The 17,495-nt window shown below is 61.3% G+C and carries 17 protein-coding genes; 8 read left to right on the forward strand and 9 right to left on the reverse strand.

Going from position 1 to position 17,495, the window contains the following annotated elements:
• The first annotated feature begins 4 nt into the window (after nt 1-4).
• The 6 genes from CXP40_RS13765 (at nt 5) to CXP40_RS13790 (ending at nt 6,568) form a co-directional block, all read left to right on the forward strand.
• Nucleotides 5-718 (forward strand): ABC transporter ATP-binding protein, encoded by a 714-nt coding sequence (locus tag CXP40_RS13765; RefSeq protein ID WP_106734199.1) that lies wholly within the window; start codon nt 5-7, stop codon nt 716-718.
• On the forward strand, nt 705-1,931 hold the full coding sequence (locus CXP40_RS13770; protein WP_106734200.1) for an ABC transporter permease: 1,227 nt from the start codon (nt 705-707) through the stop codon (nt 1,929-1,931). The genes CXP40_RS13765 and CXP40_RS13770 overlap by 14 nt, the downstream gene beginning before the upstream one ends.
• Nucleotides 1,921-3,477, forward strand: a complete 1,557-nt coding sequence (locus CXP40_RS13775; protein WP_177429669.1) for an SUMF1/EgtB/PvdO family nonheme iron enzyme — start codon at nt 1,921-1,923, stop codon at nt 3,475-3,477. The genes CXP40_RS13770 and CXP40_RS13775 overlap by 11 nt, the downstream gene beginning before the upstream one ends.
• Before the next feature lie 15 nt (nt 3,478-3,492).
• Nucleotides 3,493-4,215, forward strand: coding sequence for a hypothetical protein (locus CXP40_RS13780; protein ID WP_106734220.1), 723 nt, complete (start codon nt 3,493-3,495; stop codon nt 4,213-4,215).
• 145 nt (nt 4,216-4,360) lie between these two features.
• Nucleotides 4,361-4,852 carry a hypothetical protein gene (locus tag CXP40_RS13785; protein ID WP_106734201.1) on the forward strand — a complete coding sequence of 164 codons (492 nt, stop codon included), beginning with the start codon at nt 4,361-4,363 and terminating at the stop codon, nt 4,850-4,852.
• Nucleotides 4,853-4,930: 78 nt separating this feature from the next.
• Nucleotides 4,931-6,568 carry a VWA domain-containing protein gene (locus tag CXP40_RS13790; RefSeq protein ID WP_106734202.1) on the forward strand — a complete coding sequence of 546 codons (1,638 nt, stop codon included), beginning with the start codon at nt 4,931-4,933 and terminating at the stop codon, nt 6,566-6,568.
• A 99-nt stretch (nt 6,569-6,667) separates the two neighbouring features.
• Here the strand turns inward: CXP40_RS13790 and CXP40_RS13795 are convergent, their stop codons facing one another.
• From CXP40_RS13795 to CXP40_RS13835, 9 genes are all read right to left on the reverse strand, one after another.
• Nucleotides 6,668-8,623 (reverse strand): DUF4105 domain-containing protein, encoded by a 1,956-nt coding sequence (locus tag CXP40_RS13795; protein ID WP_106734203.1) that lies wholly within the window; start codon nt 8,621-8,623, stop codon nt 6,668-6,670.
• A complete protein-coding gene (locus CXP40_RS13800; protein WP_106734204.1) occupies nt 8,620-8,940 on the reverse strand; it encodes a DUF2388 domain-containing protein in 321 nt (106 codons plus the stop codon). Before CXP40_RS13800 ends, CXP40_RS13795 begins: the two co-directional genes overlap by 4 nt.
• A gap of 145 nt (nt 8,941-9,085) precedes the next feature.
• On the reverse strand, nt 9,086-9,409 hold the full coding sequence (locus tag CXP40_RS13805; protein WP_106734205.1) for a DUF2388 domain-containing protein: 324 nt from the start codon (nt 9,407-9,409) through the stop codon (nt 9,086-9,088).
• A gap of 83 nt (nt 9,410-9,492) precedes the next feature.
• Nucleotides 9,493-9,696 (reverse strand): DUF1127 domain-containing protein, encoded by a 204-nt coding sequence (locus tag CXP40_RS13810; RefSeq protein ID WP_106734206.1) that lies wholly within the window; start codon nt 9,694-9,696, stop codon nt 9,493-9,495.
• A 224-nt stretch (nt 9,697-9,920) separates the two neighbouring features.
• Nucleotides 9,921-10,136: a DUF1127 domain-containing protein gene (locus CXP40_RS13815; protein WP_099526753.1), complete on the reverse strand. Its 216-nt coding sequence runs from the start codon at nt 10,134-10,136 to the stop codon at nt 9,921-9,923.
• 358 nt (nt 10,137-10,494) lie between these two features.
• Complete coding sequence (locus CXP40_RS13820; RefSeq protein WP_106734207.1) at nt 10,495-11,931, reverse strand: NAD(P)(+) transhydrogenase (Re/Si-specific) subunit beta; 1,437 nt, start codon at nt 11,929-11,931, stop codon at nt 10,495-10,497.
• Between the two features lie 2 nt (nt 11,932-11,933).
• The gene (locus CXP40_RS13825) at nt 11,934-12,248 is read right to left on the reverse strand and encodes an NAD(P) transhydrogenase subunit alpha (protein ID WP_058171402.1); all 315 of its coding nucleotides are present in this window, start codon (nt 12,246-12,248) and stop codon (nt 11,934-11,936) included.
• Between the two features lie 11 nt (nt 12,249-12,259).
• Nucleotides 12,260-13,381 (reverse strand): Re/Si-specific NAD(P)(+) transhydrogenase subunit alpha, encoded by a 1,122-nt coding sequence (locus CXP40_RS13830; protein WP_106734208.1) that lies wholly within the window; start codon nt 13,379-13,381, stop codon nt 12,260-12,262.
• A gap of 467 nt (nt 13,382-13,848) precedes the next feature.
• Nucleotides 13,849-14,745 carry a LysR family transcriptional regulator gene (locus CXP40_RS13835; protein WP_106734209.1) on the reverse strand — a complete coding sequence of 299 codons (897 nt, stop codon included), beginning with the start codon at nt 14,743-14,745 and terminating at the stop codon, nt 13,849-13,851.
• Between the two features lie 179 nt (nt 14,746-14,924).
• On the opposite strand from CXP40_RS13835, the gene CXP40_RS13840 reads away from it, so the two are divergent.
• Entirely contained in the window at nt 14,925-16,103 is a 1,179-nt protein-coding gene (locus CXP40_RS13840) for an acyl-CoA dehydrogenase (protein ID WP_106734210.1), read from the forward strand.
• A gap of 56 nt (nt 16,104-16,159) precedes the next feature.
• Complete coding sequence (locus CXP40_RS13845; protein WP_106734211.1) at nt 16,160-17,383, forward strand: CaiB/BaiF CoA-transferase family protein; 1,224 nt, start codon at nt 16,160-16,162, stop codon at nt 17,381-17,383.
• Nucleotides 17,384-17,495: the final 112 nt, after the last annotated feature.

Below are 17,495 nucleotides of genomic sequence, written 5' to 3' on the forward strand. Positions count from 1 at the left end.
GGTCATGTTGCATATCGAGGACATGCGCATCCGCCGGGGTAGCGACTACCAGATCGTCTTGCCGCGCCTGATTCTTGGCCGTGGCGAGGTGGCGGCAATCACCGGCGCCAGTGGTTGTGGCAAGAGCACGCTGCTGGAAATGATTGGTCTGATCCTGCGTCCCGATGGGCTCGGCCAGTTCCGTCTGGGAGATGCCGATGGGCTGGATGTTGCCGCGCTACTACGCGATGACCGCCAGGCGCAATTGGCTGATATTCGCGCTCGGCGTTTGGGATTCGTGTTGCAGAGCGGCGGTCTGCTGCCGTTTCTCAGTGTGCGGCAGAATATCGAATTGCCCCGGCGCCTGCTTGGTCTACCTGGCAAGAGCGAGTTGGTCGACGAGGCCATCTCTCGTCTGTGCTTGCAACCCTTGCTGGGCAAGCTGCCGGCGCAACTGTCGATCGGCGAGCGCCAGCGCGTATCTTTCGTCCGCGCGATCGCCCATGAGCCCGACCTGCTGCTGGCCGACGAGCCGACCGCAGCGCTCGATCCTCTGCAGGCGCAACGCCTGTTCGAGCTGATCATCGAAATCGTCCAGCGTTTCCAGATCGCCGCGTTGTTGGTTACCCACGACTGGGATCTGGTGCGCGATTGTGCGATCCGCAACATCGTCGGCACGCTGCAGGGTAGCGCCGTCGATGCCAGCGCCGACGGCACGGTGTTCCATGACGCGGCCTGAGACTCGCCCCCGTCTGCGTTTGCTGATCGAGTTGGCCGCGCGTGACCTGTGGCACGACCGCAAGGTGTCGCTGTGCATCGTCGCCTCGCTGGTAGCGGTGATCGCGCCCCTGCTGTTGTTGTTCGGCCTCAAACATGGCGTGGTCTCGCAGCTCAATGACGAGCTGCTCAGCGATCCGCGCAACCTCGAAGTGCGCATGCTCGGCAACTATGACCTGGCCGGCGGCTGGTTCGAACGTTTGCGGGCCCAGCCCGGCGTAGGCTTCGTCATCCCGTTGACCCGTTCCCTGAACACCCAGGCCGACCTGCAGCGCGACAGTCAGCATTTTGTCGCCAATGCCGAAGTCATCCCGACAGCCAGTGGCGATCCGCTGATCGCCGCTTTGCCGTCGCCCGTGACCTTGGAGCAGGTACTGCTCAGCGCCAGTGCGGCGAGCCGACTCGGCGTGCAGGTCGGCGATACGTTGCGTCTGCTGGTGCTGCGCAAGCTCGATGGCAGCAACGAGCGTGGCGAACTGACGGTGACCGTGGGAGGGGTGCTGGAGAACAGCGCCTTTACTCGGCCGGCGGTGCTGGTGCACCTTGATCTGCTGGTGGCGATGGAAAATTTTCGCGATGGTTATGCTGTGCCGATGTTCGGCCTCCTCACCGGCGAGGTGGCGCCCGTGCGTGAGCGCTATGCTCGTGCGCGCATCTACGCTCGTGGCCTGGATGATGTGGCCAGCATTGCCAGTTGGCTTGATGGCGAGCGCATAGAGAGCAGCACGCGGGCGCGTGAGATCGAGTCGGTCAAGGCCATCAGCCATGTGCTCGGCCTGATTTTCGCGGTGATCGCCTGGACCGCGGTGATCGGTTGCGTGGCCTCGCTGGCGGGGGCCTTTCTCGCCAATATCGACCGCAAGCGCAAGGATCTGGCTCTGTTGCGTCTGCTTGGTTTTCAGCGTTCGGCTGCTGGCGCCTACGTGATGGTTCAGGCGGCGCTGCTCACCTGTTTGGCTTTTGCTTTGGGCTACGCTGCCTACCTGGTCGGCAGCCATGTGTTCAATACGGCGCTGGGCGCCAACCTGGCCGACGACGGCTTCGTCTGCAAGTTGGAAAACATTCATATTTTGCTGGCCTTCGCCAGCGCATTGCTGATCGCCATCGTCGTGGCGGCTGTAGGAGGGTTTCGTGCGATCCATATTCAACCGGCTGAAAGCCTGCGTGACCTCTGAGCAGGCCTTGCTGGCAGCGGCGACGTTGCTGGCACTGGGCAGTCTGCCGGCCCAGGCCGCTTGGGAGGAGAAGTACTACAACCCCAAACCGCTGGCCGATGACGTGATCCTGCCGATGCCGTGCGAGGGCTCGTTGGTGCTGCGTAAAGTACAGGTTCCAGTCGCCAGCCCGATCGGTGACTATGGCGTGACCCTCGGTCAGGACAGCGATGAGTGGGGCTACATCGAGCAGGCCCGCCCCAGCTATATCGCCGGTAGTTTCACGGTGCAGAAAACGGAACCGGGGCGCTATTACCTGCTGGCCAAGTACGAGTTGAGCGAGCTGCAATACCAGGCCGTGATGAACGATACCTGCCCAACGCCTTCGACCAAGCTGCGCCTGCCGCAGGTCGGCATCAGCTGGTTCGACGCCACTGCCTTTGCCGACAAATACAGTCTGTGGCTACGTAAGAATGCCGCTGCCAAGTTGCCTAAGGAGGACGGCGCAGCGGGCTTTCTGCGTCTGCCGACCGAGGCCGAGTGGGAGTTTGCCGCGCGTGGCGGCATGGCCGTCTCCCAGGCCGAGTTTCGCGATATTCGTTTCCCCATGCCGGATGGTGGGCTCGGTGCTTATGCGTGGTTCGCTGGTGCGCAGTCGGCCAATGGCAAGCTGCAACTGACCGGTTTGCTCAAACCAAATCCGCTGGGCCTGCATGACGTTCTGGGCAACGTCGATGAGATGCTCTTCGAGCCCTTCCGCTTGAACAAGCTCGATCGCCAGCACGGCCAGGCTGGTGGCTACATCGTGCGTGGCGGTAACTACCTGACGCCGCAGGCGGAGCTGCGTACCGCATTGCGTCAGGAACAGCCTTACTACGCCAGCGCTGGCGAGCAGAACAAGCTCAAGACCGGCGGTGTACGCCTGGCTCTGGTGGCGCCGGTGCTGACTTCGCGTGAGCGCATCAAGCAAGTCGAGCAGGACTGGAAGAAACTCGGTACTCCGGCGGCGAGCAAGGCCACAGGCAGCAAGGACAACAAGGATCCAGTCGCGGAAATCGCCAGCATCGCAAGCGGCGTGCAGGATGACGCGCTCAAGCAACAACTGGAAAAGCTGCGTGGCGATCTGCGTGCCAATACCCAGGCACGTGACGAGCAACGTGACCAGGCGATCCGCTCCGAACTGCAATTGGGCGCTTTCCTCTGCACCAAGCTCAAGGACGACGGCATGTTCCTCGATACACTGGAAGGCAACTACAAGCGTAGTTGTGGCGCGGGTGAAGATGACCCGATGAGCCGCTGCGATGCGCGCAAAGAGCAGCTCGAAGGTCATCGCAAGGTGCTCGACTTCATGCTCAACTACTATGCCGACACGGTGGTCAGTGGTGCGCTCAACTACACCCCGGCTACCGTCGAGCCGCAAGTCAGTGTGGTGGCTCAACAAATGGCGGCGCGCAGCAAAAGCAACCTGCGCAGTTACCTCGACACCCACTGGAAGAATCTGAATAGCTACATGAAAAGCGGCAAGGTGGCGCGCAGTCAGTGGCTGGAATCCTGTAAATCCATTTAAGCGAAGGGCATGGACATGAAAGCAGTAGCGTTGTTGGATCAACGGGTGAAATGGGTCGTTCTGGGTCTCGCTCTCGTATTGACTGGCTGTCAGACCACTGGCACGACGCCAGCTGCCAATCAGGCACCGGTCGACCCACGGCTGGCCAATAGCAGTTCGGCGCAGTTCTTCAGCAAGTCGGGCTGGCAAGCCTGTGCGGGTGGCGCGGTGGTTGGCATGCTCGCCTGTCAGCTGGGTAACCCGAGCAAGAAGGCTCAGTGCATGGTCGCTGCCGGGTTGGCTGGCTGTGGCGTGGGTATGGGCGCCAACTACTATCTGGATAACCAGCGCAGCCAGTATGCCAACGCGGAGGATCGCCTGGATGCGACTATTGCCGACGTGCGCAAGGATAATCAGGAACTGCAGATGCTCAGCGATACCGCGCGTAGCGTGATCGCCGATGACAAGCGCAAGATCGAGCAGATCAAGCAAGACATCGCCGCCAACAAGGTGCAGAGCGCCCAGGCGCAGAAGCAGATCGCCGAGATCGATGCCAACACCGCCTACCTGAAGAAATCCCTAGCCGACGTACGCTCCAAGCAACAGGAGTGGACCAAGGTTGCCGCCGCCGAGCGCAACAATGGTGCCCGTACCGATACCTTGGATGCGGAGATCGGCAAGATGCAGAAGCAGGTTGCGCAGCTGGAGTCGGAAATCGATCAGCTGTACCAACAGCGCTCGTCGATCCGGCTCGGTTGAGTGTCTGTTCGCGACCTGAACAGCTTTCGAGAAGCTCTCGGTCAACATGACAGGTAAGGTGCGCTTTGCGCACCTTTGCCGACTTTTTCGGTGTGCGCGGCACACTCTGCAGTGACAGCCTAATCAGGCTCCAAGGAATACGTCCATGCTTCCACTTCGTTCTTTTGTCCTGCTGGCCGGTGTCGCCATGCTCGCCGGTTGTGCCGTCAGTTCGCAGGAGTGCGACCCGCGTAATGCCGATGCTGGGTTCGCCACCAAATTCGGTTGCAAGACTCAGGGCGTCTATGCCCAGCGTGTCGAGGAGAAGGAAAGGATCCTGCTCGACGAGCAGAAAACCAACCAGCTGTTCCGTGATGTCTATGCCGCTATCGAGCAGGAGAAAGCGTCGGTCGGCAAGGATTTGGCGACTCAGCAGGCACAGTACGCCTCCTTGAACAAGTCGCTGAATGCCCTGCTTGGTGAACTCAAGAATAAGGCCAAGGGCAACCGGCGCATTGAGACAGAAATTGCTGCGCTGGAGAACGACCTGAAAAATATCAACCAGCAGGAGAATCCGGCCGTGCTACAGAAACAGGTTGAGCTGCAGAAACTGCGTAGCAAGGTTTCCAGCCTGGAAAGCGATCTTGGCCTGCGTTGATCATTGCCGTTACACCTGCATGACGGTCGTTCCGCCAGCAGGCTTTTCCCTGACTACCTCAGCAGGAAGCTGACCGCCATGAAGCGAATCTCCCGCCTGTCCTCCCAAGCCCGTAGCGCGGCAGATGCGCTGGCCGGTCATGGCGAACTCACGCAGATCCTGCGCCGGCACCTGCCGCCGAGCACGGCGACCCTGTACGCGAAGCCGAAGCAGGCCGAGGGTGATGTCGTCGAGTGGTATTCGGATCTTGGCGGCCAGCCAGTACCGTTCAGCCAGTTGGATGAGAAGGAGGCGGCGCAGGTGCGCCACCTGCTCGACGAGCGACTGGCTTCTATCGAACAACTGGCCAGCCAGCTCGAGGCGCAGGGTGGCGATGGTGTACGCCAGGCGGCTCTGTTGCGTGAAGCGGCCCGTTATCCCGACACCTCGACTCTGTACTCGCTCAATGGCCAGCCGTTGGTGACCTTTTGGGGCGGTGGCCAACCCCCTGCGCCACCGATTACGCCTGTTACCGCGGAAGCTGGTGCGTTACCGCCAGGTGCAGCAGCCGTGGTCAGCGAGGTGCCACGCAAGCGGCGCTGGTGGTTGTGGTTGCTGCTTGCCCTGCTATTACTGGCCCTACTGGCGGCGCTCTGGTGGTGGTTGTTCTGTCGTGAGCCGGAAACCCCGCCTGCGCCGGTCGAGCCCCCGGTGGCCGAAGAGGCGGCCGTGCCTGAGGAGGTTCCATCCGAGCAGGAGCCAGCGGAAGAGGAGCCTGTGATCGAGGAGCCCGAACCCGAGCCGGAAATTCCGCTGCCACCGCCGATTCCCGAGCCCAAGCCTGAACCAAAACCCGAGCCCAAGCCGGATCCTGCCGAGCTGCTGAAAAAACGTATCGATGGCATCGCCCGAGACTGTTCGGCCCTGCAGAAGATGCAGCGCGAAGAGCCGTTGCTCAAGGACAATGCTGCCCTGCGCGAGCAGGTTGAGCAGAACCTGGCGAAGAACTGCAAGGAGCAGTTGATCACCAATGCCAAGAACCTGTGCCCCGATGAACGCCCGAAGGAGTTGGCGCCGGAGATGGTCATTGTCTTTGATGCTTCCGGCTCCATGGATATCAGCATGCTGGCCACACCCAAGGAAATCGAACAGGCAACGATGGTGCAAGGGGTTGCCAATATCGCCACGCAGCTGCTGCTTGGAACCAATGCCCCGAACACGATGGGCCGTGTATTCCGTGAACCCAAGCGCATCACCACGGCGCGTGAAGCGACTATTGGCGTTGTGCAGCAGCTGCCCAGTGATGCCAACGCCGGACTGGTGCTGGTGGAGAGCTGTCCGGGCGCCCGCAGCGTCGGCTACTTCGGCCCTGGCCAACGAGCCGATCTGCTGTCACGCCTGCGCAACGTGACACCGGTACAAGGCACGCCTCTGGCCGATGGCATCGCTAAGGCCGGACAGATGCTCGATGGGGTGAACCGGGAGTCGGTGATGCTGGTGGTGTCCGATGGCGAGGAGAGTTGCAATCAGGATCCCTGTGCGATAGCCCAGGCCTTGGCACGCAGCAAACCGCACTTGAAGATCAACGTGGTCGATATCCTCGGCACTGGTGCGGGGAATTGTCTGGCAGCGGCGACCGGGGGCAAGGTGTTCACCGCGCGCAATGTCAATGAGCTGCAGATCATGACCAACCAGGCCGCACAGGACGTGTTGCCGCCAGCGCACTGCAAGCGCTAATAACCAGGCGGGCGCAAAGGGCGAGCGAGGCTAGGTTTGTCTAGCGACCTGCATTCCAACTCACGCCGCGGTGAATGCAGGTCTGCGCCAGCATGTGCTTTACGGTAGCTCCAGCCCGCCACTGGCCTTGTGCAAGGCCCGCAGATGTTCGCCGAGGGCGACCAGGTTGGCCTCGTTGGCTTCCATTTCGGCCAGGCGCTCGGGTTGTAGCAGGTTGCGTACTTCCCCGTCGAGCTCGTCGCTGAGCTGGCGCAACTGCTGCTGGCGGTCACGGCTGCTGGCCTCGAGACGCTCCCATTCCTGCTGTTGTGGCAAGCCGTAGCCACCTTCGAGCAGTTCGGCCGGGCGGCTGAGGAAGCCACTGTTGGCGAGAATTTGCTCCAGCGCGGCACCGGCCTTGTTAAGGCTCGGATCTCCAGCAGCGCGGCCGGTCAGATAGCGGCGCTTGAGTTCGTCCTGAGCCAGCAGCAGTTGCCGGCGCAGCGCGGCCTGCTCCAGTAGCAGTAGGGCGGCGCTGGCGCGCAGGTCGGCCTGGGTGAACCAGTTGCGCCGCGTTTCGGCTGGTTGTTCCAGCCAGGTTTCGACGCTGCCCTGAGTGATTGGCAAGCGCTCTCGCAGCACCTTGAACATGGCCTGGTAACGCTCGCGGAATGAGTCGAAGCGATAGCCCAGGCGTAGCGCCTCGCGCGGATCGTCCAGCACCTGGGTGTCAGCCAGGCCGCGGGCATCCATCAATTCCAGCAGGCCGTTGGGCAGGATGCTGTCCAGTGCATGCAGGCGTGGATTGTCGGTGCCGCTGCGCAGCAACTTGAGGGTTTCCACCGCGCAGTTGTTGGAGACGAAGTAGTAGTCGCCGTCATAGCTCCAGTGTTGTTCGGCGGCGCGCACCACCAGTTGTTCGACCTCGTCGCGCGACAGACGCAGGGGCACCGAGGCCAGGCTGCGCAGCTCGACCTTGGTGTATTCATCAATCACCTGCTCTAGCGGCAGAACGAACAGGCGTGATGGATAGACGCCGGTCAGGCCGTCCCAGCTCGACAGTTGTAGGTCGCCGACGAAGGCGCGGTAGGACAGCACCAGATGGTGCTCGAGATCCAGGCGGCAGTCCGGGCCACGCGGCCGGTCCGGTGCGCAGACCACCAGACGCAGCATGCTGTGGCCCCAGCGGCTCATCCAGGCATCGTTGGCCTCGGCGAGCAGGTAGTCGACTTCATACACGCGCTCAGGCTCGAGTCGCCCCAGAGGCTGCAAGGCGAAGTCGCGCCCGGCATTGAGGTAGGGATAGTCGGTGGTGCAGTTCTCGCTGGGCGGCGCCCAGTCGAAGTGCTCACGAAAATAGCGCGCCAGCGAGGGGCGGCGGCAGGCATAGCTGGGGTCGAGCAGAAAGTATTCGAGGTTGACCGCGACGAACTCCAGCGGGTTGGTCAGCTCGTAGCTGTCCGGGCTGCGTGCGACCTGGCCGTTGTTCAGATCGCGCGCGCCACGTTGGCCGACACGTTGCTGCCAGCCGGCCAGATCGAGCAGGCGCGGGTCATCGCTGAGGGTGAAGCGGCGCTCGGTCTGGCCACGGCAATCCTCTGGCAGCCCTACCAGGCCTACCGAGTTGGCGCGCTGTCGGCATTGGCTGATGTGGCGGTGATCGCTCGCAGGCCAGAGGCGGGCGCGGTCGTACAGGTGGGTCAGCTCGTGCAGCAGAGTGGCCAGTAATTCCTGGCGCTCGGTGCCGTGCGGGCGACCGGTTCGATTCTCTGCCGCTGAGCCATCGACCAGCTTCGGCAGGAGTTCGGCGTTGAGTTCGATACCGCTGAAGCGCCCGACCTGGCCGTAGACCTCTGCGGGCATTGCTGTGCGCCAGCGGACCCTTACTTCACGGTCCAGATGCTGGACGAAGCGCGGGGGCAATACCGCCATGGCCTCGTCAAGCAGGGTCTGGCTCGCCTGGCGCTCGGCAGGATCAAGATCGCTGCCGTCCATATCCAGACGTAGCTGCGCCTGGGCGCCGCCTGCGGCAATCGCCAGCAGCGCGACGCAGCACCAGGCAGCGAGGTGGATCACAGGGCGAGAATAGCTTCGGCCAGTTGCAGATCGCTGGCGGTCTGCGCTTGTGGCAGCTGCTGGCGGATGGTCTGTAGCGCGGCTTCCAGTTGTGCACCGCGAATCTCACCGGCACTGGCGACGAAGCTGGCCGCATCGTCACGGGCCTGCACCACGGCTTTCATGTCGCGCAGCGAGGTGGTGGTGTCGGACGTGAAGTTGATGCTGCGATCCAGGGCGCGCACCACGATGTTACTGGTGGCGACCACGGATTGTGCCTGGGCGATGCCGCTGAACAGGGCGCAGGCGGCGACGGCGATGACGAATGAACGACGCATGATAAGTAGCTCCGAGAACTGCAGAACGGACGATTTGACGCGGACAGGCCGGCGCGGTTCCCCGCGACCAGGCAGGTAGAGGAAGTTTACGGGGCCAGGCAGCGCCGGTCAGCAGCGAGCTGATCGATAGACGTGTGCAAAGTTTTCACAGGCTGAGGATGGCCTGAGCCAGGGCCAGGTCATCCGCTGTTGCCAGCTCGCCATCATGACGGCGGATATGCGCCAGCGCCGCCTCGAGCCGCGCGCTGCGGATCGCTCCATCACTGGCGACGAAACTGGCGGCGTCATCACGGGCCGCGCGCAGCTGTTTCATGTCGCGCAGCGAGCTGGTCGCGTCCGAAGTGCCCTCGACGGTGCCGGCTAGGGCTGCTCCCAGGGTATCAGTGGTCGCGACCAGGCTGCTGGCGTAGGCGGTACCTGCCAGCCCTAATGACAGAAGCGCTGCAATCAGCAATTTATTCAGATGCATATGGGCTTACTCCGGTAGTGCGGGACGCTGTTCTTCCCGCATCCGCAGCTTAGCCCAACGGCCTTCCGCGCTCCATTACTGGCTCAGCGCCAGAATGGCTTGGCCAGTTCCTGTTCACGCTCAGCTGTGCTGATGCCGGCGTCAGCCAGTTGTTGCTCGGTGAGCAGCGCCAGCTGTCGACGGGTACGACGGTTGCGCTGCCATTGACGCAGCGTCGAGTAGAAGCCGAGCCAGTGCAGGGGCTTGTTGTATGCAGGGCGCGAGAATTGTTCGTGAGTGCGGTCCATGGCGTTCTCCTGTCGAGAGACAAGGGTGGCAGCTCATGGTCTCGCAAGCGCTCGTGAACGAGCAGATACAACCGGAGGGAATTGTGCAGGGGCAGTGGAGGTTTTATGACAACTGTACTGATCGCGAGGGCGATGACTGTTGCAGATAAAACGAAAGCCCCACCGCAGCAGAGACGGTGGAGCTCTCAGAAGATCCCAACTTGGGATGGAGCAAAGCGAGGGTGTTAACGCCAGAACGGCTTCTGCAGTTCGACGTAACGCTGATTTTCACTGATGCCGGCGTCAGCGAGCAGGCGGGCATCCAGTCGAGCCAGTTGACGACGGCTGACGATGCGGCGCTGCCACGTGCTGAGGGTGGCGATAGTGCGGAGCAGCCAGGCCGATTTGTCGCTGGCAACACTGTGGGTTTGGAGCAGGGCGGAACTGAGGGTACGTTCCATGGTGGTCATCCTTCCGCTTGTGGCGGCGCTGGTGTTTGCTTTCGATGGGCAAATTATCCCGAGCGCAGTGATGGCTCAGTAGTCACAGCTGAATGAAATTGTTGTGCTATTAGATAGGTTGCTTTGTAACTGTTCGGTCAGGAATCGATATAACTGTACTTGCCATAAGTGAAAAGACTGGGTGCAACCGTTCTAGGCGAGATTATTCACTGGGTGCAACCCGTTTATCTTGGTATTTAAAGCAGTACAGTTTGGAATTGATCTGTTGCGATGATTGACCTGAAAATCAGCTTTTTTGCTGGCTTCATAAACAGGAAACCCGGCGCATGGCCGGGTTTCCTGTCTGACTGGTCAGGGCTTATTCCACGGCTTTGACCATGTCTTCGATGACCTTCTTGGCATCGCCGAAGACCATCATGGTCTTGTCCATGTAGAACAGTTCGTTGTCCAGACCGGCATAGCCGCTGGCCATCGAGCGCTTGTTGACGATCACGGTCTTGGCTTTGTAGGCCTCGAGGATCGGCATACCGGCGATCGGCGACTTCGGATCGTTCTTCGCTGCCGGGTTGACTACGTCGTTGGCGCCGAGCACCAGCACCACGTCGGTCTGACCGAACTCGGAGTTGATGTCCTCCATCTCGAACACCTGCTCGTAAGGCACCTCGGCCTCGGCCAGTAGCACGTTCATGTGGCCCGGCATACGGCCGGCGACCGGGTGGATCGCGTACTTAACAGTCACGCCACGGTGGGTCAGTTTTTCCGCCAGCTCCATCAGTGCGTGCTGGGCACGAGCTACCGCCAGACCATAACCGGGCACGATGACCACGGTGTCGGCGTTGGTCAGCAGGAAGGCGGCGTCGTCGGAAGAGCCCGATTTGACGCTGCGCTGTTCCTGGCTGCCGCCAGCAGCACCGGCATCAGCATCGGCACCGAAGCCACCGAGGATGACGTTGAAGAACGAACGGTTCATCGCCTTGCACATGATGTACGAGAGGATGGCGCCCGAAGAACCGACCAGGGACCCTGCGACGATCAGCATCGAGTTGTTCAGCGAGAAGCCGATACCGGCGGCGGCCCAGCCCGAGTAGCTGTTGAGCATCGACACCACCACTGGCATATCGGCGCCACCGATCGGGATGATGATCAGTACGCCGATCACGAAAGCTAGGGCTACCAGCACAGCGAAGGCCGTGATGTCACCGGTGAAGGTGTAGTACAGGCCCAGGCCGAGAATCGCCAGGCCGATCACCAGGTTGACCAGGTGTTGCCCCTTGAACACGACAGGCGCGCCCTGGAACAGGCGGAACTTGTACTTGCCGGACAGCTTGCCGAAGGCGATCACCGAACCGGAGAAGGTGATGGCACCGATGGCGGCGCCGAGGAACAGCTCTAGGCGGTTGCCGGATGGAATCGCATCACCCAGCGCGGCGACGATGCCCAACGACTGCGGCTCGACGACAGCGGCAATGGCGATGAACACAGCCGCCAGGCCGATCATGCTGTGCATGAAGGCGACCAACTCCGGCATCTTGGTCATCTCGACGCGCTTGGCCATGATGGTGCCGACGCTGCCGCCGACCAGCAGGCCGACGATGACGAAGCCCAGGCCTTGTACGGCAAGCTCGCTGCCGAGCTTGTAGATCAGGCCGACGGTGGTCAGTACGGCGATGGCCATACCGATCATGCCGAACAGATTGCCGCGACGCGACGTGGTTGGGTGCGACAGGCCCTTGAGCGCCTGGATGAAGCACACCGAGGCGACGAGGTAGAGAACAGTGATCAGGTTCATGCTCATGGTCAGTGTTTCTCCACAGGCGCCTTGGGCGCTTTCTTCTTGAACATTTCCAGCATGCGTCGGGTGACCAGGAAGCCCCCAAACACGTTGACTGCGGCCAGTGCCACGGCCAGGGTGCCCATGGTCTTGCCCAGTGGGGTGACGGTGAGCGCGGCGGCCAGCATGGCGCCGACGATCACGATGGCGGAAATGGCGTTGGTCACGGCCATCAGCGGGGTGTGCAGGGCCGGGGTGACGTTCCACACCACGTGGTAGCCGACATAGATGGCGAGCACGAAGATGATCAGGTTGTAGATGCCGTCGGAAATCAGATCCATGTCCCTACTCCTTAGCCGTTCTTGCGCACGACTTCGCCGGCATTGCACATCAGGCAGGCCGCGACGATGTCGTCTTCGAGGTTGAGCTGGAACTGGCCTTCCTTGTCGATCACGAGCTTGAGGAAGTCCAGCAGGTTGCGTGCGTACAGGGCGGAAGCGTCTGCCGGCACCAATGCAGCCAGGTTGGTGTGGCCGACGAAGGTCACGCCATGCTTGACCACCACCTTGTCGGCTTCGGTCAGCGGGCAGTTGCCGCCCTGTGCGGCGGCCAGGTCGATGACCACGGAGCCGGGCTTCATTTCGGCCACTGTGCTCTCGTGGAGTAGCGTCGGTGCTTTGCGGCCCGGAATCAGTGCAGTGGTAATGACGATATCGGCCTGCTTGGCGCGTTCGTGCACTGCCTTGGCCTGACGCTCCATCCAGGACTGCGGCATCGGCCGGGCATAGCCGCCCACGCCTTGCGCGCACTCACGTTCCTCGTCGGTCTCGAACGGTACGTCGACGAACTTGGCGCCGAGCGACTCGATCTGCTCTTTGACTGCCGGGCGCACGTCGGAGGCTTCGATCACTGCGCCCAGGCGCTTGGCCGTGGCGATGGCCTGCAGACCGGCAACACCGGCACCGAGAATCAAAATACGCGCGGCCTTAACGGTACCGGCAGCAGTCATCAGCATCGGCATGAAGCGCGGATAGTGATGGGCTGCCAGCAGTACGGCCTTGTAGCCGGCGATGTTGGCCTGCGAACTCAGTACGTCCAGGCTCTGCGCACGAGAGGTGCGCGGTGCGGCCTCCAGGGCGAAGGCGGTGACGCCGCGAGCGTTCATGCGTGCGATGGTCTCGTTGCAGAACGGGTTGAGCATGCCAACCAACACGGCTCCGGGTCTCATATGGGCAAGCTCGGCGTCGGTCGGTGCGACCACCTTGAGCACGAGGTCTGCGCCAAACGCGGCAGAGTCGTTGCCAATGGTCGCGCCAGCAGCCTCGTAAGCGCTGTCTGGAATGCTGGCGCTGATGCCCGCGCCGGCCTGGACGGTCACCTGATGACCTTGGCCGACCAGCTTCTTGATGGTCTCTGGGGTCGCGGCAACCCGCGTCTCCCCGGCATGGGTTTCGAGAGGAACACCGATGTGCACTTCTAATCTCCTGCGTGATCTTTTTTGTGAACCGGGGCACTGCGCTGGCGCGCCGGCGATTGGGGATCAGCACATAACCCGCCGGAGGTGGCGAGCGCGGCGATTGTGCAATCGAACGCAAACCCTTACAAGAAGTTATGGAGTAAAAAAAAAGCATTACTACAAGTAATGGGTCTATGAGGGATTTTTATACTGCCCGCAGCCCGCGCGGGTTAAGGCCGGCAGCACGTTTTGCGCAGCTTGCAGGGCAGTATAGGTAGTCACGCGGAGGACGACCGCCGGTCGAATTGAGAGGGGTGTGGAGAGTAACGAACGACCCGTTCAGAATAGTGCTATAGCCCGAAAGTAGTGGTCTCTATGCACTTTTCCTGAAAAATCTTTGTAGTGTGACTGTTTGCTTGCTACGGGTTCTTTTATTGGGCGTATATATTATCTTCGAGCCTAAAGTGATCTTGCTCTGACGATGGTTACGAGTCTCGATAGGCGTCGGCCTGGGCCAGAAGCCAATCTCGAAAGGCCTTCAGTGCTGCAGACTCGGCCTTGCGCTCCGGCACCATCAGGTAATAGGCGCGGTCGTTGTTTGGTACGGCGCGGTCGAAGGCAATCACCAGGCTGCCTTCTTCCAGTTCGCGCTGGATCAGGAAGGGTGGGATCAGTGCAATACCCATTTCATGCTGAGCGGCCTGCGCCAGCATGGAAAACAGTTCCAGTCTTGGGCCTGTCATATCGCGAGCCACGCTCATGCCTTGGGCGGCGAACCACTGGCGCCACGCATAGGGGCGGGTGGTTTGTTGCAGCAGGGGTAGCGCGGCGATGCGCTCGACTGTCGCAGGGGTATCGCCCAGCAATGCCGGGCTGCAAACCGGCAGCAGGTGTTCGTGCATCAGAAAGTGGGCCTCGGTGCCTGACCACTCGGCATCACCGTAATAGATGGCTGCATCGAAGTGGGTGTCGGCGAACAGGAAGGGCCGGGTGCGGTTGGTCAGGTGCACCGTCACTTCCGGGTGCAACTGCTGAAAGGCACGCAGGCGCGGGAGCAGCCACTGGGTGCCAAAGGTCGGCACCACCGCCAGCTCGATGCTGGTGGTGCCCTGGTTGCCCATCAGCGCCAGGGTGTCGCGCTCCACGGCATCGAGCTGCGCTGCCACCTTGCGGCTGTAGGCGACGCCCGCTTCGGTCAGGACTACACCGCGTCGAGAGCGACGGAACAGTTCCACATTGAGAAAGCTCTCCAGTCCGCCGATTTGCCGGCAAATCGCACTCTGCGTGAGGTTGAGCTCATCGGCGGCCTTGGTAAAGCTCTGGTGGCGAGCGGCCGACTCGAAGGCGACTAGGGCGGCGGTGCTGGGGATCTTGCGACGCATTGATGCAAAAGCCTCACTCATGAGCGGTATTTATGGCTGGTTAAGCTAGCTCGAAGTGAGGAAAAAGCACAGGTCTGTGCAAAATCTGCGTTTGTCCATTGCCTGAAGCCGGCCTAGGATCAATGGCATTCCGGGTCGGCTGGATCGACCGCTCACACCCTGCTTCGAGGTTTCTCGTAATGGCCAAGGCAAGCTTCAACTGGATCGACCCGCTGCTGTTGGATCAGCAACTGACTGAAGAAGAGCGCATGGTGCGCGACAGCGCCCAGCAGTTCGCCGATGACAAGTTGGCGCCCCGTGTGCTGGAAGCCTTCCGTCATGAGCAGACCGATCCGAAGATTTTCCGTGAGATGGGCGAAACCGGCTTGCTGGGAGCGACCATCCCCGAAGCCTACGGCGGCAGTGGTCTGAATTACGTGTGCTACGGCCTGATCGCGCGAGAAGTGGAGCGCATCGACTCTGGTTACCGCTCGATGATGAGCGTGCAGTCGTCGCTGGTGATGGTGCCGATCAATGAGTTCGGTAGCGAGGCGACCAAGCAGAAGTACCTGCCCAAGCTGGCCAGCGGCGAGTACATCGGCTGCTTCGGCCTGACCGAGCCGAACCATGGTTCCGACCCTGGCGCCATGGTCACGCGCGCCAAGAAGGTCGAAGGCGGCTACCGCCTGACCGGTAGCAAGATGTGGATCACCAATAGCCCGATCGCTGATGTCTTCGTGGTCTGGGCCAAGGATGATGCTGGCGAGATTCGCGGCTTCGTCTTGGAAAAAGGCTGGGAAGGCCTCTCTGCCCCGGCGATTCATGGCAAGGTCGGCCTGCGCGCGTCGATCACTGGCGAGATCGTCATGGACAACGTGTTCTGCCCTGAAGAGAACGCCTTCCCGGATGTGCGTGGCTTGCGCGGCCCGTTCACCTGTCTGAACTCTGCGCGCTATGGCATCAGTTGGGGTGCGCTGGGCGCTGCCGAATTCTGCTGGCACACCGCGCGCCAGTACGTGCTCGATCGCAATCAGTTCGGCCGGCCGCTGGCGGCTAATCAGCTGATCCAGAAGAAGCTGGCCGACATGCAGACCGAGATCACCTTGGCTCTACAAGGCTGCCTGCGCCTCGGACGAATGAAGGACGAAGGCACTGCTGCGGTGGAAATCACCTCGATCATGAAGCGCAACAGTTGCGGCAAGGCGCTGGATATCGCCCGCATGGCGCGCGACATGCTCGGCGGTAACGGCATCAGTGACGAGTTCGGCATTGCCCGTCACCTGGTCAATCTTGAAGTGGTCAATACCTACGAGGGCACCCATGACGTGCATGCGCTGATCCTCGGTCGTGCTCAGACCGGCATTCAGGCGTTCTTCTGAAGGCTCGCGCCTCTCAATGATCCATGGTGCGCGTGGCGCACCTTACGGAGAAGCTCATGTCCGGTGCACTGTCCCATATCCGCGTGCTTGATCTGTCCCGCGTACTGGCCGGCCCTTGGTGCGGGCAGATCCTGGGTGACCTGGGGGCCGAGGTGATAAAGGTCGAGCGACCAGGCTCGGGTGATGACACCCGGCATTGGGGGCCTCCCTATATAAAGAATGCCGAGGGTAACGATTCGCGTGAGGCGGCCTACTTTCAAAGTGCCAATCGCAACAAACAGTCGCTGACTCTCGATTTCACTCAGCCCGAAGGTCAGCGCCTGGTGCGTGAGCTGGTCGCGCAGTGCGATGTGCTGCTGGAGAATTTCAAGGTCGGCGGCCTGGCGGCTTATGGGCTCGACTACGAGTCGCTGAAGGCGATCAACCCAAGGCTGATCTACTGCTCCATCACCGGCTTCGGCCAGACCGGGCCCTATGCCAAGCGCGCGGGTTATGACTTCATGATCCAGGGGCTTGGTGGTCTGATGAGTCTGACCGGGCGGCCGGAAGATGAAGAGGGTGCCGGACCGATGAAGGTCGGCGTGGCGCTGACCGATATCCTCACCGGTCTCTACGCGACTGTGGGTGTGCTGGCCGCGCTCAATCAACGTGAGCAATCGGGTATAGGTCAGCATATAGATGTGGCGTTGCTGGATGTGCAGGTCGCCTGTCTGGCCAACCAAGCCATGAACTACCTGACGACAGGTGTATCACCGAAGCGTCTGGGCAATGCCCATCCCAATATCGTGCCTTACCAGGATTTCCCCAGTGCCGATGGCAACTTCATCCTTGCGGTTGGCAACGACGGGCAGTTCCGCAAGTTCTGCGAGGTGGCGGGTATTGCGAACCTTGCCGATGACCCGCGCTTTGTCACTAACCAGGCCCGGGTTGCCCGTCGTGCCGAGTTGATCCCGCTGTTGCGCCAGGCCACGGTATTCAAGACTACGGCGCAGTGGATCGAGTCGCTGGAAAAGGCTGGCGTGCCCTGTGGGCCGATCAATGATCTGCAGCAGGTGTTCGCCGACCCTCAGGTTCAGGCGCGAGGGTTGCGTCTCGATCTGCCCAATGCGCTGGGGAGTTCTACTCCGCAGGTCGCCAGTCCACTACGCCTATCTGTTACGCCGGTGGCCTATCGTTCGGCTCCGCCACTGCTGGGCCAGCACACCGATAGCCTGCTGCAGAGGTTGCTTGGCATGAGTGAAACGCAGATTACCGAGTTACGCGAGGCAGGGGTTCTCTGAGCCTCTATATATAGTCGGCAGAGTAGTTGATTCGATTTACGTAATTATTTGCACGTCAGGGGTTTACAGCTCGTCGTGCTCATGTAGAATGCGCGCCACTTCAGCGATGAAG

The organism is Pseudomonas sp. YY-1 (assembly GCF_002843095.1).
In the GTDB taxonomy this organism is placed as follows: Bacteria; Pseudomonadota; Gammaproteobacteria; order Pseudomonadales; family Pseudomonadaceae; genus Aquipseudomonas; species Aquipseudomonas sediminis_A.

Excerpts from the sequence above, each read along its gene's own strand:
- CXP40_RS13785 (WP_106734201.1), top strand. The coding sequence starts at position 4,361 with ATGCTTCCACTTCGTTCTTTTGTCCTGCTGGCCGGTGTCGCCATGCTC.
- CXP40_RS13805 (WP_106734205.1), bottom strand. The coding sequence starts at position 9,409 with ATGCATCTGAATAAATTGCTGATTGCAGCGCTTCTGTCATTAGGGCTG.
- CXP40_RS13825 (WP_058171402.1), bottom strand. The coding sequence starts at position 12,248 with ATGGATCTGATTTCCGACGGCATCTACAACCTGATCATCTTCGTGCTC.
- CXP40_RS13835 (WP_106734209.1), bottom strand. The coding sequence starts at position 14,745 with ATGCGTCGCAAGATCCCCAGCACCGCCGCCCTAGTCGCCTTCGAGTCG.
- CXP40_RS13840 (WP_106734210.1), top strand. The coding sequence starts at position 14,925 with ATGGCCAAGGCAAGCTTCAACTGGATCGACCCGCTGCTGTTGGATCAG.
- CXP40_RS13780 (WP_106734220.1), top strand. The coding sequence starts at position 3,493 with ATGAAAGCAGTAGCGTTGTTGGATCAACGGGTGAAATGGGTCGTTCTG.
- CXP40_RS13790 (WP_106734202.1), top strand. The coding sequence starts at position 4,931 with ATGAAGCGAATCTCCCGCCTGTCCTCCCAAGCCCGTAGCGCGGCAGAT.
- CXP40_RS13765 (WP_106734199.1), top strand. The coding sequence starts at position 5 with ATGTTGCATATCGAGGACATGCGCATCCGCCGGGGTAGCGACTACCAG.
- CXP40_RS13770 (WP_106734200.1), top strand. The coding sequence starts at position 705 with ATGACGCGGCCTGAGACTCGCCCCCGTCTGCGTTTGCTGATCGAGTTG.
- CXP40_RS13845 (WP_106734211.1), top strand. The coding sequence starts at position 16,160 with ATGTCCGGTGCACTGTCCCATATCCGCGTGCTTGATCTGTCCCGCGTA.
- CXP40_RS13820 (WP_106734207.1), bottom strand. The coding sequence starts at position 11,931 with ATGAGCATGAACCTGATCACTGTTCTCTACCTCGTCGCCTCGGTGTGC.
- CXP40_RS13815 (WP_099526753.1), bottom strand. The coding sequence starts at position 10,136 with ATGGAACGTACCCTCAGTTCCGCCCTGCTCCAAACCCACAGTGTTGCC.
- CXP40_RS13800 (WP_106734204.1), bottom strand. The coding sequence starts at position 8,940 with ATGCGTCGTTCATTCGTCATCGCCGTCGCCGCCTGCGCCCTGTTCAGC.
- CXP40_RS13810 (WP_106734206.1), bottom strand. The coding sequence starts at position 9,696 with ATGGACCGCACTCACGAACAATTCTCGCGCCCTGCATACAACAAGCCC.